The following is a 19,929-nucleotide window of genomic DNA, read 5'->3' on the forward strand; positions in this document are numbered from 1 at the left end:
GCTGATCGAAGCTGCTCGGCCGGCCACCCGGGTCAGGCCTTCTTGACCACGCTCGACTTGAGCTGCATGGCACCGAAGCCGTCGATCTTGCAGTCGATGTCGTGACCGTCCACGCCGTCGACGAGGCGGATGTTGCGCACCTTGGTGCCCGCCTTGATACCCGAGGGGCTGCCCTTGACCTTGAGCGCCTTGACGACGGTCACGGTATCGCCGTCGTTCAGCACGTTCCCGACGGAGTCCTTGATCACCCGCTCACCGGAGGCGCTCGCGTCCTGCGCCCCGGCCGCCGCGGGGACCCACTCGTGAGCGCACTCCGGGCAGACCATCAGAGCGTTCATCTCGTAGGTGTACTCGCTGGAGCAGTTCGGGCAGGGGGGCGGGCTCGCCGTCATCTGTTCTGTCCTGGCTCGGTGCGTAGGTGCGGGGTGGTGGGGACACCCAGGGAAAGAGATCAGGGTATCCGAATTGCACACTTCTGCATTTCGCCGGACCTCGGGGCGCTGGGTACACGGGTGGCCGCAGCGTCATGACACGGCACGGCACGGCACGGGAAGTCGAGGGTGCAGGTCGGCTCCCGCCTCGGGGACGTCGATCACGTACCGGTGTAGCGCAGGAGCACCGCCGCGCCGTCCTCCAGGGGCAGCTCGTCGCGCGGTACGGCTATCAGGTCGGCCTGAGTGCCGGCCGCAGCCCGGATCAGGGCTGCGCCTACGGCCGGCTCTTCCCAGAAGTAGTGCAGGCCGAAGGCACTCAGGTCCTCGCCGGACAGGGCCAGGTGCGTGGACGCCGTGCCGACCCACAGGTGCCGGTCGGGCTCCACCGGCCGGTCGAGGATCAGGGTCTGGGCCTGCTCGCGCTGAAGGGCGGCGACCGTGGCGGCGATCCCCTCGACGTACTCCGGGTGACGGGCCCGCTGGCCGAGGAAGGCGTCGAGCTGCTTCTTGTCGTGGTCGGGGAGCCGGTCGTCGAGCAGGATGCCGAGCTCGTCCTCCAGGAGTGCCCGGCCGGGCGCCGCCCGTCCGTGACGGCCGTCCTTGAGCTTGACGAGGGCGCCGTGCAGTTTCCTCGGGGCCGACCGCATGAGGCTGTTGACGGCCCACGGGTCGCCGGACAGCACGATCATCTCGACGCCGTTGGTGTCCACGCTGTCGGCCAGCTCTGCCAGGAACCGGCCCGCCTCCTCGGGCCACGCCTCCACGGGTACACGGCGGTGGGAGTACTCGTCCGGGGCGACCCGGTTCATCGGCCACCTTCCGGCCTCGTACTCAAGCTCAAGCTCTTCCTTGCCACCGGGCCCGGCGATGTGCCGGCGACGGGTGACCACGGCCGCGTACGGGATGTCCGGGGTGTGCTGGAGTGCGAGCGGCAGTGCATCGGGCAGCATCCCGTACAGGGCGCTGTCATGAGCAGGGGGCTCGGGCAGGGTCTCCGCGAGGACGAGGCTGCCGTGGGCCGCGAAGACAGCCCGGCCATGCCGACCTGCCACCTCCCGGTCGGTGCCGACCGCCTCCTCGATGGCCCTGACGGTGGGCTCGTCCGCGTCGTGCGCGAGCAGGCTCTCGCGCAGCTTGCGCCACCGCCGGTCGATGGCGCGGTCCGGGTCGTCGACGTCGCGGGAGGTGTCGAGGTACACGGAGGCGATCGGGCCGGGATGGGCGTAGAGCGGGTGGAGGAACTGCAGTTTCACGACTTCCTCCCGGCGGACGAGGGCGAGGCGCCGCCCGCCTCAGATCACGGGTTCGGGGGCCGGCACGGGCCCGGGCAGGGGCCCCGGCTGAGGGTGTGGATCGGGGCGCGGGGCCGGCGCCGGCTCGGGGTCGGGTTCGGGCTGCGGCGGCGCCGGCGGGACCGGGTCCGGCCCTCCCGGAGGGGGTACCGGGCCGGGCAGGGGCCCGGGCTGCGGTCCAGGGCCCGGGCCGGGCGCCGGAGTGGGGCTCGGCGGGACGGGGTCGTTCGGAGGAGTACCCATGGCTGTTCCTGTCGTCGTCTCGTCGTCGGTTGAGGTGGCGGTGTGAGCGTGGCGGTGGCGGTGTGAGCGTGGCGGTGGCGGTGTGAGCGTGGCGGTGGCGGTGGCGGTGGCGGTGGCGGTGGCGGTGGCGGTGGCGGTGTGAGCGTGGCGGGTCGGGCGCCGGCACCGGGCCCGGTGCGAGTTCCGGTGCCGACCCTGACACTGACACCCGGGGGCGGGGCAGGGAACGGTAGGGGTCCGAGGGGCTCTTGCAGGACGGGACGAGTCGGCGCACCGGACTTTCCGCAAGCGAAGCCGGCCCCGGTGACCGCGTACGCGGTGGGTCCACCGCCTACTCCCCACGCCGTCCCGGCCGACCCCGCATGCACCCGGAAGCCGGCCACCCTCATCACCGCGCCTGCCCGGGCGAGCCGACGCCAAACAGCGCGATACCCGCTGCCGGAAGACCCTGTACGCAAGACCCCGGGCGCACCGAACCGGCTCCGCAGCACGAGCCGGTCCAGCACTATGCCCTGTACAGGGGCCCGCACCGGCGACCGCCGGCGCAGTGGGGCCGGCCGTTGCCACAGGAGGAGACCGACAACCGGGCCCTGGGGGCCTGGACGCACAGATCGCGAACGCGATGTTCGGCGAAATGCTCAACACCCAGCAGGCGTCGATCGGCCTGCCGCCGGTGGACAACGTCCGCGACCACGTCTTCACCGACCGGCCGTGGCTGGCCACGGACCCGGTCCTGACCCCGAGGCAGCAGTCGGCGGACCTCGACGTGGTGCAGACCGGCACGTGGATCCTGCCGGACGAACGCCCGCTTCCCACCGCGCTGGCGGCGTTCCTGGACGCGGGCGCACTGCCGGTCTACGTGGGCTTCGCATCCGCAACGTGTGCGTCGGCGGCTACCGCCAGCACCTCGTCGAGCATGCCGCCACCCGCGGCATCGACATGGAAATCACCGCGCCCACTGCTGGGACCGGTATTCACCCCGATACCGAAGCGGTGGGCAGTCGAGCGGACTTACGGCTGGCTCATGCTCCACCGCCGCTTCGCCCGAGACCACGAAGTCTCCGCGACCTGTCGTGCCGTGTGATTGTCCTTGGTGGCCGAAGGCCGGCGCGTAGCGTCGCCGTAGGCGCCGGGGCCGTACGGGCATCACCGACGACTACGGCCCGCTCGTGGCCTTCATGGCGCGCAATGACACGCGCTGAATCACCGGGGACACCCGTCTCCGTCTGTGGCGGCATGCGCTGACGGCCCGGGGTTTGCGCAGTTGCCCCGAAACCGGCCGGAACCGTTGCTCAAGGTCAGCGAGGGGTGAGGAGACAGAACTCGTTGCCTTCCGGATCGGCCAGAACCGTCCAGGAGATTGCGGACTGGTCGATACCGGGGTCGGCGGCGCCCAGAGCGCGGAGTCGGGCTTCCTCTGCTGCCAGGTCGTCACCGGGGTAGGGGCAGACGTCGAGGTGGACGCGATTCCACACGCTCTTGGTGTCGGGGGAGCGGAGGAACTCCAGGTAGGGTCCGACGCCCTTGGCGGAACGCATGGCCGCACGGTCGTCGGTGACCTCGTGCAGCGTCCAGTCCATCGCCTCGCCCCAGAACCGGGCCATCCCTCGTGGGTCGGTGCTGTCGACCACCACCGCAGCGATCGGCCCGGTGTCCCGGTAGATCGGACGGGGCTCCAGGACGCAGAATTCGTTGCCCTCCGGGTCGGCCATGACCGTCCAGGGGACGTCGCCCTGACCCACGTCGGCGAGCGTCGCGCCGAGATCCTTCAGGCGCGCGACCAACTCCGCCTGATGGGCGGTCGAGGTGGTGGCCAGATCAAGGTGCACCCGGTTCTTCACCGTTTTGGGTTCCGGGCGGGCGACGATGTCGATGCAGACGGCCACGGGGTCGGGGTAGACGAAGCCCACGGGTTCGAGGTTGGTAACGCCGGGTCCCTCGCTGTCGACACCCCACCCGAGTGCCTCCGCCCAGAACCGGCCGAGCACGGAGTCGTCCTGAGCCTTCATATTGATCTGTACGAGTCTTGTTGCCATGCCGGAGATCCTAGAAGCTGCCGTCGGCCCGGGGGCCGCGACGACAACATGTGCTCGACCCGGTAGTGACCATGGTCGACCATGGCCTGGCTCGCCGGCTGCCGCCGACTCCACCGACGCTACGAACGCAAGGCAGATCCACTTCCTCACCTTCGCCAGCATCGCCTGCACCCTCATCTGCTACCGCAGAATCGCCAAATGAGATGACCGCTAATACTCCAGTGAGACTTCGTGTCCTGAGCTGGCTTGCTTGGTTATCAGGTCATGGTGGGGACTGTTGACGCCGAGGTGTGGGCGACGGAGCTGGAGGCCGTTTTCGGCCGGGTGGCGGGCCGGTTCGGGCGGGTGGATCTGCAAGGCACGTTCATATTTCCTCCCCCCTTCCGGCCTCATCCCAACCGAAGCGGCGAGGTCAGTCGCCGAGGACCCGCTCCCACAGCAGCCCGTCCCGCCAGCTCCCGTCGAGAAAGATCGAGGAGTGCGCGACGCCGTACGGGCTGAACCCGTTGCGGCGCAGCACCCGCTGCGACGGCAGATTCTCCAGATTGGTGGACGCCTCGGCGCGGTGCAACCCGAGTTCGTCCGTCATCACCCGGAGTACAAGCCCGACGGCGTGCCCGGCGTGCCCTTGATTCTGGGCCACGCTGGCGATCCAGTATCCGACGGAGCCGCGGCGCAGGTGCGGCTGCGGCAGGATGCCTCCGACGGTGATTTGCCCAATCACCTGATCGTCGGCGAGCACCACGCCCGGCCAGACCGCGCCGGCCCGGTATCCGGCCAGCAGGCTGTCGATCCGCTCCGCCTGGCCCTCCGGGGTGAAGAAGTCGGCCGGCTGGGCCGGTTCCCACGGCCGGAAAGCCTCGAAGTCCCGCACCCGATGCGCGGCGATCGGGGCGGCGTCGGTGGGCTCGATCAGGCGGATCCTGGTGCTGCTGCGCATGGGCTGATCCTCGTCGCAGTGCGTCGGATGAGACGGCCAGCCTATGCGAGGGTGCCCGCGCCGCCGCACCCTACGTCCGCCGGAGGATCGAGTCGATCGCGCAGCTCGTGTTCTCGATACCCTGCACGCAGAAAGTGCCTTCCGCTTGGACCGACAGAACCCCTCGACAAGGTTCATCGTCCCAGCTCAGAAGGCACTTTCATACTTGCTCCCCGCTTCCGGCCTCATCTCAACCGAAACGGCGAGGTCAGGCACCCGCCGAACGAAATCCGTACGTCTCTACGGTAGGCGTGGGGTTAGCGTGCCGTCATGACGACTGCCATCGACTTCGAGACGCACGTCGCGGAAGCCCAACAGGCCACCATGGAAGGCTGGGACTTCAGTTGGCTGAAGGGCCGTGCGGACGGCGCGGGCCCCTTCTGGGACTACGAGCAGCACGCTCGCGTCCTGCTCCCGCGCGCGCGAAGCCTCCTGGACATCGACACCGGCGGCGGAGAATTCCTCGCCTCGCTCACCCCGCTGCCACCGCAGAGCGTGGCCACCGGGAACTGGGTTCCCAACCTCCGCCTGGCCCGGCAACGCCTTTCCCCTCTGGGAGTAGAGGTCCACCATGCATCGGGCGCGGGGCCCCGGTGCGCGCGATGTGCCGGGTGGGCGCGGCCGGTTGCCGTCTCGCTCTACAGGTACGGGTCGAAGGGGATGCCCGCCGGCTTGGCTTCCGCCAGGTGGGACGCGAAGGAACCGTCCTTCAGGCCGAAGTGCGCGCTGCCGAAATCGGCCTGGCTGAGCGTGTCCCGCAGTGCCGATGGGTAGCCCGACCATCCGACGAGCGCGGGGAACTGCCAGGCGCCGCGATGGTTCTCGGGCGGTTCGTCGTTGGTGTTCGCCGCGCGGAAGCAGTGCGTGCCGACGCCGTCCTTGTGGTAGACGATCTTGGGGTGGGTACCGTCCCAGCGGATCTGGTCGCGCGTGTGGATGCTGAAGTCGCCGTGGGCGGAGGTCGCGACGTACTTGGCCTCGTTGCCCTGGATCCACACCACCACGTGTTCCCAGTCGTGCCGGTGGCCGCCGAGACTGATGCCGGGGATGGCCTGGTCCTTCTCGAAGTACAGCGCGTACATCACGGCGCACCAGCCGTTGTTGCAGGTCCAACGGGAGTAGCCGTTGGTGTTGTCGAGGTCCGAGGCGTCCCGACAGTTGCCGTTGAGGGCGCCGGTGGGTTTGAGTCCGCTGTTCAGAACTCCGCTCGGGCCTATGGCTGGTGTCGGGTAGCAGCCGTCGGTGTCGTAGTCATAGGCAGGCTGGAAGGTCAGCTCGATCGCTTCGGCCTGGGCGGGCAGGGCCGGGGGTGGCGCTGCGAAGGCCGCCTGGGGAACGCCGACGACCAGCGCGAGGGCAGTACCGACGACTACTAAGGATCTCCGGATGTGACGGTTCGTCCGCAAAACAGGCCCCCTGCCCGGTCGGCTTCGATGGTGGCGAGCGGACCGCGACCACCGTCGGCCGACACACGCCCGGAGCATCATTCGCCAACCGGGACGACACGGCAAGAGTCCGGGCAGCCTCCTTTTTCTGCACGCTCTGGCTCTGGACAGCCGTTAAGGCAAAGGAAGTTGATTGGACGTCAGCGATACGACATTGAGCCGGAACGCGGCAGCCGAGTGGCCCGCGGTCTGCGGCTCCCTCGCGTCCTGCGGCTCCTTCGGCTGCTTCCGCTCCTTCGGCCCCTTCGGCTCCTTCGGCTCCCGCAGCACAGTGTTCGGCGCATTGAGCACCTCGTCACACGAGGGCCCGTCGCCGCGCGGTGCAGGAGTGCGGGCCGGATGTGGGCCGGAGCGTGGTCGAACCGTCGACCTGACGCGGCAGCGGACGAGCGCCGCCGCGCAGTGGACCGTGAGGCGCGGCGGCCGACCGTCACACGGTCATCGTCCGACGGTGTTCATCAGGACGATGGCCAGGAGGTTGAGGAGGATGACGGCGATGACACCGCCGATCGTGACCCAGGCTCTGCGCGATTCGTCCATGCGTACGAGTCACCTCCCGACTCAGACGTGCCGCCACGGGCAGGTCCGGCGGCTGCACGAAGGTCCCACCCGCCTCTCGCCATGATGGCCCGGTTCCACGCGGAGCACAGGTCGGCCGCCCGCCGGCCCGGCTTCAGCCGGAGCTGCCGTCGGAGGTGAGGGTGGCGGCGGCCGCGAAGAGGCGGGCGCAACGCTGTGTCATGGCCGCCGGGGTCTGCTCCGGGTGCTTGACCCACCAGCGGACGAGGGTGGCGACCAGGTCCCGCCAGACGTATTTGAGCGCGTCGGCGTCCAGCGGGTCGGTGGATCCGGCCGCGCGCAGTAGTTCGGCGGTGCCGCCCGCGGCGAGCCGGTCGATGGCCGACCAGTACCCGGAGGCCCGGCGCGCGGCCTCGCCGCCGGGCGGCAGCGAGGTGTCGTACAGCACGAACCAGGCCTCCCGCTGCCCCTCCAGGGCGGTGAAGATGCCGTCGAGTACACGCAGGGGCGTGTGCGGCGCCGCCCCGTCCGGGCCCATCGCCGTACGGATGGCGTCCAGGAGCCGGCCCCCGACGGGCTCCAGGCAGGCGACGTACAGGTCCTCCTTGGTCCCGAAGTACTGGTGCAGCAGCGTCTTGGTGACGCCCACGCGTGCGGCGATCGCGGGGAGCGACGCGGCCGCGTAGCCGCGGGTGCCGAATTCCTCCGTGGCGGCCTCCAGCATCTGCTGCCGGCGGTGCTCCCTCGGGACCCCCTTGGTGCCGGCTCTCGAAGGTCTCGAAGGTCTCGAAGGTTGCGAAAGTTGCGAACTCTTCGTACGCGGGGTTGCCATGAGCCGATATTATCAGTAGGTAATTTACCGCAAGGTAAGTTACCTCGACCCCTGGAGCGCATCCATGGCCGGCACCACCCCGCAGCCGACGTCCCGCACCCGCTCCTGGTGGGGCTGGGGCTGGACGGACGCGCATCCCGACGACGCGGAATGCGCCGCGATGGGCTCCCTGCTCCCCGGCACCCTCAGCCACCCGCTCCCCGTGCCCCGTGTCCGCGACCTGGGCATCGCCGCCCCCGCCGTCGAACCCCCGGCGAGCCTCGCCCGTCTGGTCACCGCCGACCCCGCGGACCGCGCCGCCCACGCCATGGGAAAGGCGTACCGCGACGTCATACGCGCCCTGCGCGGGCGACCCGGGCGCATCCCCGACCTCGTCGCACGCCCGGCGGCCGAGCGGGACGTGGCCGACCTGCTGGACTGGGCCGGCGACCGGCAGGTCGCCGTCGTCCCTTACGGCGGGGGTTCCTCGGTCACCGGCGGCGTGGAGTACCGCGGCGACGCCCACCGGGCGGTGATGTCCCTCGACCTGACCGCCATGGGTCGCGTGCTGGAGGTCGACACCGAGGGCCGCGCCGCACGCATCCAGGCCGGCACCCTCGGGCCGAGCCTGGAGGACCAGCTGCGGCCGCACGGCCTCACCCTGCGGCACTTCCCGCAGAGCTTCGAGTTCTCCACTCTGGGGGGCTGGCTCGCCACCCGGGCCGGCGGCCACTACGCCACCGGCCGCACGCACATCGACGACTTCGTGCAATCGCTGCGCGTGGTCACCCCGGCCGGCACGAGCAGCTCCTGGCGGCTGCCAGCCTCGGGGGCGGGACCCTCCCCCGACCGCCTGTTCCTGGGCTCCGAAGGGGCTCTCGGCATCATCACCGAGGCATGGGTCCGCCTGCAGGAACGCCCCCGCCACAAGGCGTCCGCCGCAGTCGCCTTCGCCGGCTTCCAGGACGCGCTCCGGGCGGTGCGCGCCCTCGCGCAGTCGGACCTCTCCCCCGCCAACTGCCGTCTGCTGGACGCCGGTGAGGCCGCGCTGTCGGGCGCGGCCCGGGACGGTTCCGCCGTGCTGGTCCTGGGATTCGAGTCGGCGGACGAACCGGTGACCGCCCGGCTCGAACGGGCCGTCGGCCTGGCCCGCTCGCACGGCGGCCGGTACGGCGGCACCGCCGGTTCGGACGGGTCTCCGGCCGGGGACACGGCCGTCAGCGCATGGCGCTCGGCCTTCCTGAGGATGCCCTACCTACGCGACGGCCTGGCCAGGATGGGCGCCGTCGCGGAGACCTTCGAGACGGCGGCCACCTGGGACCGGATTCCCGCCCTCATCGACGCCGTGCGCACCGAGGTCGGCGAGGCTGCGCTCAAGGCCACCGGACACCCCGCGACCGTCAACTGCCGTCTGACGCATGTATATCCGGACGGCGCGGCGCCTTACTTCACCGTCCTCGCCGCCGGCCGCGCCGGTGACGAGGTCGCGCTCTGGGACGATCTCAAGGCTGTCGCGGGCGAGGTCCTGCACCGCCACCGGGCGACCATCACCCACCACCATGCCGTCGGCCGGGACCACCGTCCGGGCTACGACCGCCAGCGCCCCGAGCCCTTCGCCCTCGCGCTGCGGGCCGCGAAGGGCGCGCTCGATCCCAGGGGCATCCTCAACCCCGGCGTGCTCGTGGACTGAACGGGCCGCGGGCGGCCGGTGGACACGGTGGTCCGCCGGGTCAGGATCCGATCGCCTGCCCGTACCAGCTGCCGGTCCCGTGCGCACCGGGCGGCTGGTACGGGCGCCTCTTGGCCCGCGTCGGCACTGCGGGCGGGCCCGCCTCGGCCCGCCCGGGGCCGACGGCCTCACGCCCACTGCGTCCTGGGGCGTAGAGCTCGTCGGAGAAACTTCCCGGCGGGCCGGCACGACCGCACCGTGCCGAAACGGCTGCCCGGGCCCGGATTCCGTCTTCGGGCCCGGGCGCACCCGAGTCGGCGGCCGTGCGGCACTCCGGCTACGGGACGAACGCCGGGACCTGCGAGGCGTCCCCCTACTTGGCGATTCCGTCGCCGCACATCGCTTCCCGGTTCAGCGTCCGCAGCGCGTCGTCGATGGGGTGCTGCTGCGGCTTCCCCGAGGAGTCCGGCTTGTTCCACCTCTGGAGGTTGACCGCGACGGACATCTGGCGCTTGCCGTCCGCCCGGGTCAGGGAGATCGTTCCGGCCCCCCAGACCGTGCCGTCGTGGCCCCAGAAGGTGCCGCAACCCTGGATGTCGACCTTGTGCAGACCGAGGCCGTACTGGATCGTCGATCCGTCCAGGGCGATGACCGGGATCGTGCGCTGCATCTGCTCCAGTGACGACCGGTTGACGATCTTGCCGTCGAGCAGCTTGCCGTAGAAACGGTTGAGATCGTCCATGGTCGACACCAGAGCGGCCCCCGTCCCCGTCCAGGACATGTTGTAGACGCTGTAGTCGCGCGGCGGGTCGAGCAGGCCGTACGCGGCCTCGTACATCCGCGAGTGGGGTCCCTTGATGCGCGGCCCGGTCGGAAACCCGGTGTGCCGGAGCCCGGCACGCTCGATGACGTTCCGGGTGATGTACTCCTCGGCCGGGGTACCGGTCACCTGCTCCAGGAGCTGGCCGAGGAGCAGGTAATTGGTGTTGGAGTACACCCCTGTGGGGCCTCCGGGCTCGCCGGTGGGAGGCGCGTTGAGCCCCAGCTCGATCAGCTCGGCCGGGCGGAACTGCCTGAACCGGTTGTCGTCCAGGCTCTCGGGCGAGGGCGTCTGGAGGGACGGGAACGCATAGGGGATGTAATCGGGGATGCCGCTGGTGTTGTTGAGCAGCATCCGAACCGTGATCTTCCTGCCGCGCTCCCCCGGCACCAGCCGCGGCAGATAGCCGCCGATCGGCGCGTCGAGCTCGATCCGGCCCTGTTCGACCTGCTGCATGACCGCGGCGGCGGTGAAGGTCTTGGTGATGCTGCCGACGCGCTGCCGCATGTCGGGAGTGACGGGACGGCCGGTCTGGACATCGGCGACCCCGGAGGCGCCGCGCCATGTCCGGTCGGCATCGCGCACCTCGGCGTACACGCCCGGTATCCCCGCGCGGTGGACACCGTCCAGGGCGGACTGCAGCTCCGCGGGGTCGAAGCCGGTCGACGGGCTCGTGTTGCCGGGAGGTACCTCCCTCGTCCCGTCGGGCGCGGCAACTGCCGTCACCGTGCCCGCACACACACTCAGCGCGGCCACGCTTGCGCATAACACCAGTCGGATCTTCAAGTCATCCGTCCTTCCATGTCGATTCGTGCCACGGGGACTTCCCCCGTGCCTTTGGACATCCACGGGTCACCCGGCCAGAGCGCGGCGCAGAGCGGCGCCGAGTTCGAGGTTCTGCCGCTGCGAGACCGCGGCGGACAGGATCGCCTGCGATCCGTGGAAGGTGCCGGCCCACTGGTGGAGCTCGACCGACACGCCCGACTGCATCAGGCGCAGCGCGTATGCGATGCCCTCGTCGCGGTTCGGACAGAACTCCGCGGTGGCGATGTAGGCCGGCGGCAGGCCGGACAGATCGGCGGCCCGCGCCGGGGCGGCGTACGGCGTGGCGGGCTGCGAGCCCAGGTAGTGCCGCCACGCCGCGGCGAGCTTGTCGCGGTTGAACCAGGGCGTGTCGGTGAAGTTCTGCGCCGACCACGTTTCCCGCCGGTCGTCCAGTCCCGGCTGGTTGAGCAGTTGGAAGCGGATCGCCGGCCCCTGCTCGTCACGCGCCCGCAAGGCCACCGCGGCCGCGAGGTTCGCACCGGCGCTGTGACCGCCGACCGCGATCCGCGCCGGGTCGGTGCCGAGTTCGTCCGCGTGCTCGGCCGCCCACGTCAGTACGGCGTAGGCGTCGTCCAGGGCGGCCGGGAACCGGTGCTCGGGCGCCAGCCGGTAGCCCACTGAGATCACCACCGCCCCGGAGAGGTCCGCGATCCGGGCGGCCCACGGATGCTCGGTGTCCAGGTCACCGAAGACTCCGGCGCCGCCGTGCAGCCAGACGACGGCGCCCTGTGCCCGGTGCGGGCGGTAGACCCGGACCGCCACGTCCGGATCGGCGGACACCGTGCGGTCCTCGACCTTCATGTTCGAGGTGTCCGGCGCCGGCGCCGCAGCGGCACGCTCCGCGAAGTCCTTGCGCGTGGCGACCGGGTCATTCATGTCCAGTTGCGGGAGGAACGGGATGAACGCTTCGAGTTCGGGATCCATGGCGACCATCCTCACGGGCCCCGCCCAGGGGGTCATCCGCCATCCGTCGCGCATCCCGCCCCGATCACGCGCCGATCGGCGCACCCTTGTCCTCCTATCCTTCTGCCATGGAGGCACTGGCCGTACGGCTGTCAGGACTGGATCCGTACGTCGACGGCGCGATCCGCGTCATCGCGTTCTACGACACGCTGATGCGCCGACGGGTGGACCTCCTGGCACTCGCCCGGGCTTCGGCGGGCCTGGCCGAGTGCGTGGCGGGCCTTCGGCTCCACGGCACGGGGCGGGTGATCCGCGTCTCACCCGACGGCAGGCAGACGTCCACCCCGCCGTCACCCGCGTCGACCACGGTCCCGGTCACACTCGATGAGGAGGAGATCGGCACGGTGTGGCTGGAACGCCCCGGCGCGCCGAATCCGCTCGACGAAGTGCTCCTCGACCGGCTCGCCATCGCCGCCGGGGCCGTCGTCGAGCGGTACGGCCCGGCCCGCACCACCATGGCCGACCCCGCCCTCGTCGAGCTGGCGATCAGCTCCGACAGCGACGAGGCGGCCAGAGCCCGGGCGCTACGGCTGCTGGGTTTCGCCGTCGGCCTGCCGGTCCGCGTCGTCGCCGTACGGTCCCAGCTCCCGCTCGACCGGATCGGCGGCCTGGTGTGCCCGGCCGGACCCGTGAAGGCCGCCCCTCTCGCCGACGTGGGCGTCATCTTGGCCGCCGCCGTCGACCCGTCCCGGTTCCCGGCGGGCGTACGCGCGGGCATCGGCGCTGCGGAAAGCCCCGACCACTCCTGGCGGCAGGCCCGCACCGCCCTCCGCTTCACCGGCCTGCGCGAACCCGTCGTCCGCTACGACGACCTGGGCGCGCTGGCGCTCCTCGCCGAGATTCCCCAGGACGTCTCGCGCGCCAACGCCGATGTGGCCGGGATCACCCGCGTGGCCGGCAACCCGGAGGACCTGGAGACTCTGGACGCCTACTGCGTCACCGGCTCGCTGCGCCGCGCCGCCGACCTTCTCCACCTGCACCACAGCAGCGTGGCCCGCCGCATCGAACAGATCGGCAAGACCCTGGACATCGACCTCGGCCAGCCCACCGGACTGATGCGGGCCGGGCTCGCCCTCACCGCGTGGCGGCTGCTCGACCGCTGAGGAAGACCCCCTCGGCGACCGCCCCTCCGCCCTGCCGTGACCACTACTCAAGCCATACAAAATAGGACAAGTCACACATATTACGTATTCAACTTGGTTCATCTCATATACCTCTTGATGGTGTGTCAGCCGCAAACGCGCGAGGCATAATCGGGCCCGGTCGTCTCCGGGAGTGGTGGAGCCATCGGGGCACCGACCCACCCCCTCGGCGGAATTCCGCACCGGACCGATCCTCAAGGCGTTGTAGATGTCCCTGGCCAGCCGCACCCGCCTCGCGGCCCTGCTCGCCGCGCTCACCGTCGGCGCCGCCGGGGTGACGACCTGGGCGTACGGGTACGGGAACGCGCAGGAGCAGGCCGCCCCCGAGACGGTCCTGCGCCCGAGTGTGACCGAGGGCACGGTCCTCCAGGTCGTCGCGCATCCCGACGACGACCTCTTCTTCATGAACCCCGACCTGAGCCGCTCCATATCGACGGGCGTCAAGGTCGCCACGGTCTACCTGACCTCCGGCGAGTCCGACGGCAGGAACGAGGCCCACAGCCCGCACCTGGAGGACCCCGCGGGCCCCGCCGACCACGCCGCCTACGCGGAGGCCCGGCAGAACGGCATACGGGCCGCCTACGCGCAGATGGCCACCGGTGACCGCACCAGCGCCTGGCAGCGCAAGTCCATACCCACCGCCGGCGGGGGGAGCGCCGAGGTGGACGTGCTCGTCGCCAGGCCCGAGGTCAACCTCGTGTGGATGCAACTGCGTGAGGCCCGGAGCATCTCCGGCGACAATCCGGACAGCCTCCGCGGCCTGTGGGACGGCAAGGTCCCCGCCCTGGGCGCCCAGCTGACCTCCGGGACACCGGTCAAGCCCTGGTTCTCCTACACCAAGGAGCAGGCCGTGGAAGCCATCGCGGACGTCTTCGCGCGGTACCGGCCGACCACGATACGGACGCAGGACCCGACGCCCGGCCGGGCTCAGGGCGGCGGCGCGTTCCTCGACCACCAGGACCACATGTACGGCGCCCGCTTCGTGCAGGCCGCGGCCGAACGCTACGCGCAGTCCACGGACCGGCCGCACTTCTCGATCCAGAACTACGTGAGCTACCCCAACAGCTCCCTGCCCCCCACGCTGGACCCGCAGGCGGCCGAGGAGAAGCTCGGCTACCTCAAGACCTACGCCTGGACGGACCACCAGGACTGGTGCGGCAGCCCCGCCGGCTGCGGCGACCGCAAGACCGCGACCCGGCCCACCGGCGCAGGCTGGAACCAGACCATCCGCTACAGCCGGGGCGACGGCACGTCCTGGATGACCGAGGGCGTCCCCGGCCGGCTGTGGGCCTTCGCCGTCCTGGACGGCCGGATGGCGTACTGGTCGCGCAGCGGCCCCAAGGCCCCTTGGCAGGGGCCCCAGTTCCTCCCCGGAACCGGGATCGACGCGGGCGCGACGGCGGTCCGGCTCCCCGACGGCAGGATCGCGGTCCTCGGCACCCGCACCACCCTGGGCGCCACCCCCCAGGAGTACGGGCGCGACCTCGTGTACGCCGTCCAGGCCGCGCCCGACGGCGCCTTCGGCCCGTGGCAGTCGCTGGGCACCCCGGACACGGACGACATATCCGGCACCTCGGCGATCAGTGCACCGTCCGTCGCCGTGGACCGTACGGGCCGGATGACGGTGTACGTACGCGATTCCCGGCGCACCCTGCGCGCCCGCGCACAGGCGACCCCGGACGGCGCCTTCGGCTCGTGGCAGGCCCTGGGCGGCACCGGTCTGCAGGGCGACCCGGTCACCGCGACCGACGCGGAGGGGCGGCGCCACGTGTACGCGGCAACGGCCCAGACCGTGCTGGCCTGGGTCCAGCCGACCCCGGACGCCCCCTTCCGCGGCCCCCTCCAGACCGGGCTGCCGGCGACCACCGGTCCGCTCTCGGCGAGCCCGCAGGACGACGGCGTCCGCCTGTACTTCCGCCGCCCCGGTACGGGCACCGTCGCTACGAGCCTGGCCACCGCGGGCGGTCCCGCGCCGAGCTTCTCCCCGGTCACCGAGGCTGGCGGCGAGGGCGGCTACGGGGCCGTCGGCGTCGCGGGCCGCCTGCTCGCGGGCCGCGCGGGCGCGGGGACGGCCGGCGTGTCGGGCCCGGACGATGCACCGTCCTGGTACGACTCCCAGATGCTCTACACAGGCGCACCGGCGGCCGTGACCGAGCCGGACGGCACGGCCGTCGCCGCAGCCCTCGGCCTGGACGCCGGTCTGCACGTCACAACGGCTCCCCCGGCCGGGTCCGAGCCGATCGGCAGCCGCCCGCCCTCCTCCCCCTGGCACCGGGCGGTCCAGCCCACGACGGTCGCGCAGGCCGCGCGCGCCGGCTCCGGGTGGCAGCGCTGACCGGTGCGGGCGAGGATGGCGTGCGAACCACGTCGGGGCCCGGCCGTGGCCCGCTCCTCACCACCTGACCACCGGCGATCGGGGCTCCCATGACCCCTGGCTACACCGTGCGGAGGCGCGCGGGACCGGGAACGGTCCGCGCCGTGGCCTCCATAGCCGTGCTGGTGGCCCTCGCCACCGGGTGCAGGAACGACGCCGCGCCGTCCTGGGGGTACCCGGAGCTCGGGACGACCCTGGGATCGCTGTCCCGGGCCCTGGAAGAAGGCTGTGCCGGGACGGCTCCCGCGAGCTGCGCCGACGGCCTCGACCGGATCGACGCCCTGGCGGACCACGCGTTCGACGAGGTCCTCGACCACCGGCTCCTCGACGACGCGTACGTCGAAGCCAGGAACGAGGTGGACCGGGCGAGGGAGCTCCGCCTCGCCGCGGCTGCACAGGCCCGGTCACGCCGTGATCCGCACTACCTCCCCCTCGGACGGGCGGTCGCGGCCGAAAGGCTCGCCTACCGGCACCTCCTGGCCGCGCTGGAGAGCGTCCGCACCGCTCCGCCACCGGGTGACGGCACGGAGCCGTTCTGAGGCCCTGCCCCGACCCGTAGTGCGGGGCACTACGGCCGCAGGGGCGGGGTGGGAAGCCCCGTGCCGTCGAGCGCCACGAGGGACAGGACGGCGATCGAACCCGTCCACGCGAGGGGAGCGACCGAGGCGGGTCTGCCCTCCTTGTCCACCTTCTCCGGCAGCTCGCCGAGCGGGTTCCTCTTGGAGAGGACCCAGTCCAGGACCTGTCCGGCCTTCGCCGGCCGCCCCGTGGTGGCCCACGCGAGCGCGAACAACGCCGTACTGGGCGTCCAGGCGTTCCGGCCCCAGGGCGCCGTGGGGTCGTTTCCGGGGGTCAGCCCCCCGTTGGGCAGGAGCAGCGCCCGGTACGAGGCGTCCAGCGCCCCGGACAGACCGGCGGGGGCCGTGTTGAAGGGCGGCGCCATGAACGCCACCGCGCTGTCGAGTCCGTGCCGTCCGTCGACGGTGCGCTGGTATCCGAGGGGAACGAACCGCGCGGAGATCCCCGACGAGAGCCGCCGCGCGGCCCGGGCCCAGCGCGCCGCGTCGTCCGGCCGGCCCGCCTCCCGGGCGAGGTCCGCGGAGGCGTTGAGTCCAGCGAGCAGCGGCGCGGCGGTACCGATGTTCGTGGTGGCCGTCATCAGCTCCCAGTAGTCGGGGGAGGCCGGGGGCAGCCCGTCCGCCCGCAGGGAGGCCGCCGCGTGGTCGGCCGCCTTGCGGATCATCGGGTAGAGGGCGATCAGCCGGGCGTGGCGGGTGGCCCGAGGGGCCGTCCGGTACCAATGCCAGGTCGCCCAGGGGACCCAGCCGTTGGCGTCGAGCTGCCACCGCCTGCCGTCGGGCGGCCCGGATCCGTCGAGCTTCGTCCGCGCCTCCCAGGTGCCGTCCTTGCGCTGGGTCGCGGCGCTGTAGCGCAGGATCCGGTAGGCCTCGGCGTCATGGCCGGTGTGCGCGAACGCGGCGGAGGCGAAGCTGGAGTCGCGCGGCCAGGAGTACTTCCAGCCGGGGCTCCACGCCGCCGCCATGGCGCCGTTCGGCCGGAGCAGGGAGCGCATGGTCAGGAGGGCGCGCTCGGCCGCCGCGCGCCGCGCGGGCGACCTGCCCGGGATGCTGCCGGAGGCCAGCCAGGCGCGGCTCCGCGCGATCTGCTGCCACGCCGGCGGATGGTCGGGGGCGACCACGGCCGACGCCTTCCCGCCGGCGGGAAGGTACATCCACCGGCCGGACGCCAACCGCAGGACGTTGCTCCCCTCGACGTACCGCGCGCCCCTGGCGACGGACGGCGGAACGCCTTCGACCGCGTTCGTGTCGGACAGGAGACCGACGGTGGGGGCGGCGAACATCGACAGGGGCGCGTAACTGCGCTCCGCCAGTCCACGGCTCTGGTGGCCCACGGGCGAGACGAAGAGCACCGGCGGCGTCGCGCCGGTGGGCCGCCCGGCATGGCGGCCCGCGGCACACACGGGAACGGCGACGCTCGCCAGGGCAGCCGTGACGACCGCCCAACGGCCGAGCCGGACTACGGGCATCGCCACTCCCTCCGCCGGGCCCGGGAACGCGCGGACCCGGATTCCCCATCCTGGAAGAGCCGTGCGGAGGCTGCCACGGAACACCCGCCGCCCGGGTGAGCGAGGGGTTTGCCAGGGGCCTCGCAGCTCCGTACCCGTCCGGGTGAGCGGGGGTCCCGGGAGGCCCGGGGCCCCGTACCCGTCCTGGCGCGCCCGGGATGCCGGTGGCCGCGAACCGTGCACATCATGGGTGTTCGCGGGCCGTGCGGTCACCGCAGTCGGCGGGCGCATCGGCCGCCTCTCCGGCCGGGCCCCGCTGCGAAGGGGTGGTGAATGAGCACTGCTGCGGTCGAGGGCGAGGACGTCCGGACCCCTTCCCCCGCGATCGGCCGGGAAACCGGCTGCCGCCCCGTCCTGCGGCAGCTCCTCCCGGCGGCCGGGGCGACGCTCGTCGTCGCCGCCGGAGCCCTGATCGCCGTCGGATGCTTCCTCGGTCTCTACGTGCGGCCGACGTCCGACGACTGGTGCGCCGCGTGGAAAGCCCGTGATCTGGGGGTCCTCGGCATCACGTCGGATTTCTACACGACGCAGAACGGCAGGATCGCCAACGCCTTCCTGAGCGGTGTCGTCTACGGCGACGGACTGGCCGGGGCCAAGGTCCTGCCGACGGTCATCGCCGTGTGCTTCACCGCCGGACTGGTCCTGCTGGGGCGTGATTTCATACGGTTCCTCGGCGGCAGACCCCGGGTACTGGTCCTGACCGCCTGTGCCCTGGTCGTCCAGGCGCTGCTCTACTTCGCGGGCACCCGCAGCTATCAGGTACTGCTGTGGGCCCCTGCCACGATCTCCCACACCGTTCCGAGCGTCATCGGGCTGGGGGCGCTGCTGCTGGCCATCCGGACCGTCCGCCATCCCCGTGCCGCCGTCCGGCTGGCCGGCTTCGCCTCGGCGTTCCTCGTCGGCTTCGCGCTCGGCACCCTGAGCGAGCCGTTCGCGCTCGTCAGCGGGCTGCTCGCCGCCGGGGTGGGGTTGCTCTGCCTGCCCCGCTTCGGCCTGGCCCGGAACCGCCATCCGTTCACCTGGTGCCTGCTCTGGTGCTCCGGCCTCGTCTGTGGGCTGGTCGTGCTCTACACCTCCCCGGGAGCCCGGTGGCGCCGGGCCCAGCAGCCGGACGAGGAGTCCTTGCTCTCCGCGGGCGAACTCAGGGGCGCCTTCGCGGACTGGCTGCACATGTGGGACTACGTCACAGGGCAGTGGGCCTACCTGGGAGCCGCCGCAGTCGGCGTCCTCCTGGGCCTGGCGAGCGGGCTCCGCGGGCCCGCGGAGCCCGTTCACCGGCTTCGCGGGCCCGCACCCGGGGAGCGGGAGCCGCGGCGGACCGTCCCGCGCAGGGTGCTGATCGCCGTGCTCCTGCTTCCGGTGCCCGTGGTGGTGCTGGGGTCGTTCGCGGTGGTGGTGGGCCTGCGCAGCGGCTACGGTCCGAGCGGATGGATGTTCGCCCGTACCTGGACGAACTATCTCGTACCGATGGAACTGGCGCTCTGCGGCTACGGCGCACTGCTGGGAGCACGGGGCGGCCGGTGGCTCTCGGGCCGTCGCACCGCCGACGCGGTCCTCGTGACCGGCGCCGTGGCGGCGGGCTGCCTCGCACTGGCCTCGGTGGCCGCGCTCGTCCCGAACGTCCGGCAGCTCACGACCACCACGGTCGCCCGTTCCGTGGGCTGGGACGCCCAGGACTCACGCATCCGGACCGAGGCCGCGGGGGGCGTCACGGACGTGGGCTACCGGCCCCTGCACATCGGCGGTCTCGCCGAGCCCTTCTTCACGGGGAGCTACGAGCGGGACTGGGTCGCCGCATGCGTGTCGAAGTGGTACGGCGTCGACCGGATCCACCGCCTCTGAGCGTGCAGCGCGAGGTCACTTTCGCGAGGTGACGGGTCCTGGAGGCGACCACCTTGCCGACGGCGTCACCGCCGCAGCAGCCCGAACCGGGAAACGTCGCGTACCGGCGGGACCTCTGGACGATCCACCGCGGAGTACCCGCACACCCGAACGGAACGGCGTACCTGCGTACGAAGCAGCGGCAGGCCGCCTGTTACACAGCCCTGAATCCATTCGGCGCACACCACACAGGCTGGCGCGATTGACCGGCTTCCGTGGCTCAAACCCCCTGCCCCGAAACCGCACGGGCCGTCGTGGCCCTCGTACGGACTCCCGTCAACGGAGCATTGACACATGCCTTCTACAAGGGAGAGTTACGGACATGTCCATATTCGGCAACACGCGTCCTGAGTTGTGGCGTTTGGCGGTGGATGGGGTCAGAGTGTGGCTCCCCGGCAGGACGCCGGGAA

The 19,929-nt window shown here is 71.8% G+C and carries 14 protein-coding genes and 3 pseudogenes; 8 read left to right on the forward strand and 9 right to left on the reverse strand.

Going from position 1 to position 19,929, the window contains the following annotated elements; translation table 11 throughout:
* Positions 1-32: 32 nt before the first annotated feature.
* Together AB0D48_RS30200 and AB0D48_RS30205 are read right to left on the reverse strand one after the other, a co-directional pair.
* Positions 33-392: a zinc ribbon domain-containing protein YjdM gene (locus AB0D48_RS30200; protein ID WP_362403905.1), complete on the reverse strand. Its 360-nt coding sequence runs from the start codon at positions 390-392 to the stop codon at positions 33-35.
* Positions 393-592: 200 nt separating this feature from the next.
* Positions 593-1,687: a hypothetical protein gene (locus tag AB0D48_RS30205; protein WP_362403908.1), complete on the reverse strand. Its 1,095-nt coding sequence runs from the start codon at positions 1,685-1,687 to the stop codon at positions 593-595.
* Between the two features lie 806 nt (positions 1,688-2,493).
* Between AB0D48_RS30205 and AB0D48_RS30210 the strand changes: the two are divergent.
* Positions 2,494-2,843 (forward strand): annotated as a pseudogene (locus tag AB0D48_RS30210) (glycosyltransferase); the annotation flags it as partial.
* Positions 2,840-3,026, forward strand: a pseudogene (locus AB0D48_RS30215) (IS5/IS1182 family transposase); the annotation flags it as partial. The pseudogenes AB0D48_RS30210 and AB0D48_RS30215, both read left to right, overlap by 4 nt.
* Before the next feature lie 241 nt (positions 3,027-3,267).
* On the opposite strand, the gene AB0D48_RS30220 reads toward AB0D48_RS30215, so the two are convergent.
* Positions 3,268-4,005: a VOC family protein gene (locus tag AB0D48_RS30220; protein WP_362403911.1), complete on the reverse strand. Its 738-nt coding sequence runs from the start codon at positions 4,003-4,005 to the stop codon at positions 3,268-3,270.
* Positions 4,006-4,083: 78 nt separating this feature from the next.
* Between AB0D48_RS30220 and AB0D48_RS30225 the strand changes: the two are divergent.
* Positions 4,084-4,207: pseudogene (locus AB0D48_RS30225) on the forward strand (IS5/IS1182 family transposase); the annotation flags it as partial.
* Positions 4,208-4,417: 210 nt separating this feature from the next.
* Here the strand turns inward: AB0D48_RS30225 and AB0D48_RS30230 are convergent.
* From AB0D48_RS30230 to AB0D48_RS30240, 3 genes are all read right to left on the reverse strand, one after another.
* Complete coding sequence (locus AB0D48_RS30230; protein WP_362403913.1) at positions 4,418-4,945, reverse strand: GNAT family protein; 528 nt, start codon at positions 4,943-4,945, stop codon at positions 4,418-4,420.
* A gap of 677 nt (positions 4,946-5,622) precedes the next feature.
* Positions 5,623-6,390 (reverse strand): NPP1 family protein, encoded by a 768-nt coding sequence (locus AB0D48_RS30235; RefSeq protein WP_362403916.1) that lies wholly within the window; start codon positions 6,388-6,390, stop codon positions 5,623-5,625.
* A 712-nt stretch (positions 6,391-7,102) separates the two neighbouring features.
* Complete coding sequence (locus AB0D48_RS30240; RefSeq protein WP_362403919.1) at positions 7,103-7,672, reverse strand: TetR/AcrR family transcriptional regulator; 570 nt, start codon at positions 7,670-7,672, stop codon at positions 7,103-7,105.
* 172 nt (positions 7,673-7,844) lie between these two features.
* Between AB0D48_RS30240 and AB0D48_RS30245 the strand changes: the two genes are divergently transcribed.
* The gene (locus AB0D48_RS30245) at positions 7,845-9,449 is read left to right on the forward strand and encodes an FAD-binding oxidoreductase (protein ID WP_362403922.1); all 1,605 of its coding nucleotides are present in this window, start codon (positions 7,845-7,847) and stop codon (positions 9,447-9,449) included.
* Positions 9,450-9,801: 352 nt separating this feature from the next.
* On the opposite strand, the gene AB0D48_RS30250 is transcribed toward AB0D48_RS30245, so the two are convergent.
* Both AB0D48_RS30250 and AB0D48_RS30255 read right to left on the reverse strand, forming a co-directional pair.
* Positions 9,802-10,890 (reverse strand): serine hydrolase domain-containing protein, encoded by a 1,089-nt coding sequence (locus AB0D48_RS30250; protein WP_362403962.1) that lies wholly within the window; start codon positions 10,888-10,890, stop codon positions 9,802-9,804.
* A gap of 210 nt (positions 10,891-11,100) precedes the next feature.
* On the reverse strand, positions 11,101-11,997 hold the full coding sequence (locus AB0D48_RS30255) for an alpha/beta hydrolase (RefSeq protein WP_362403925.1): 897 nt from the start codon (positions 11,995-11,997) through the stop codon (positions 11,101-11,103).
* A 107-nt stretch (positions 11,998-12,104) separates the two neighbouring features.
* Here AB0D48_RS30255 and AB0D48_RS30260 point away from each other — a divergent pair, with 107 nt between their 5' ends.
* From AB0D48_RS30260 to AB0D48_RS30270, 3 genes are all read left to right on the forward strand, one after another.
* Complete coding sequence (locus tag AB0D48_RS30260; RefSeq protein WP_362403928.1) at positions 12,105-13,139, forward strand: helix-turn-helix domain-containing protein; 1,035 nt, start codon at positions 12,105-12,107, stop codon at positions 13,137-13,139.
* Positions 13,140-13,386: 247 nt separating this feature from the next.
* Positions 13,387-15,513 (forward strand): PIG-L family deacetylase, encoded by a 2,127-nt coding sequence (locus tag AB0D48_RS30265; protein WP_362403931.1) that lies wholly within the window; start codon positions 13,387-13,389, stop codon positions 15,511-15,513.
* A 143-nt stretch (positions 15,514-15,656) separates the two neighbouring features.
* Positions 15,657-16,091 carry a hypothetical protein gene (locus tag AB0D48_RS30270; RefSeq protein ID WP_362403934.1) on the forward strand — a complete coding sequence of 145 codons (435 nt, stop codon included), beginning with the start codon at positions 15,657-15,659 and terminating at the stop codon, positions 16,089-16,091.
* Positions 16,092-16,120: 29 nt separating this feature from the next.
* On the opposite strand, the gene AB0D48_RS30275 is transcribed toward AB0D48_RS30270, so the two are convergent.
* Positions 16,121-17,599, reverse strand: a complete 1,479-nt coding sequence (locus AB0D48_RS30275) for a hypothetical protein (protein WP_362403937.1) — start codon at positions 17,597-17,599, stop codon at positions 16,121-16,123.
* 312 nt (positions 17,600-17,911) lie between these two features.
* Here AB0D48_RS30275 and AB0D48_RS30280 point away from each other — a divergent pair, with 312 nt between their 5' ends.
* A complete protein-coding gene (locus tag AB0D48_RS30280; RefSeq protein WP_362403941.1) occupies positions 17,912-19,480 on the forward strand; it encodes a DUF6056 family protein in 1,569 nt (522 codons plus the stop codon).
* The last annotated feature ends 449 nt before the right edge of the window (positions 19,481-19,929 follow it).

Source organism: Streptomyces sp. NPDC048269 (assembly GCF_040652395.1).
Taxonomy (GTDB): Bacteria; Actinomycetota; Actinomycetes; order Streptomycetales; family Streptomycetaceae; genus Streptomyces.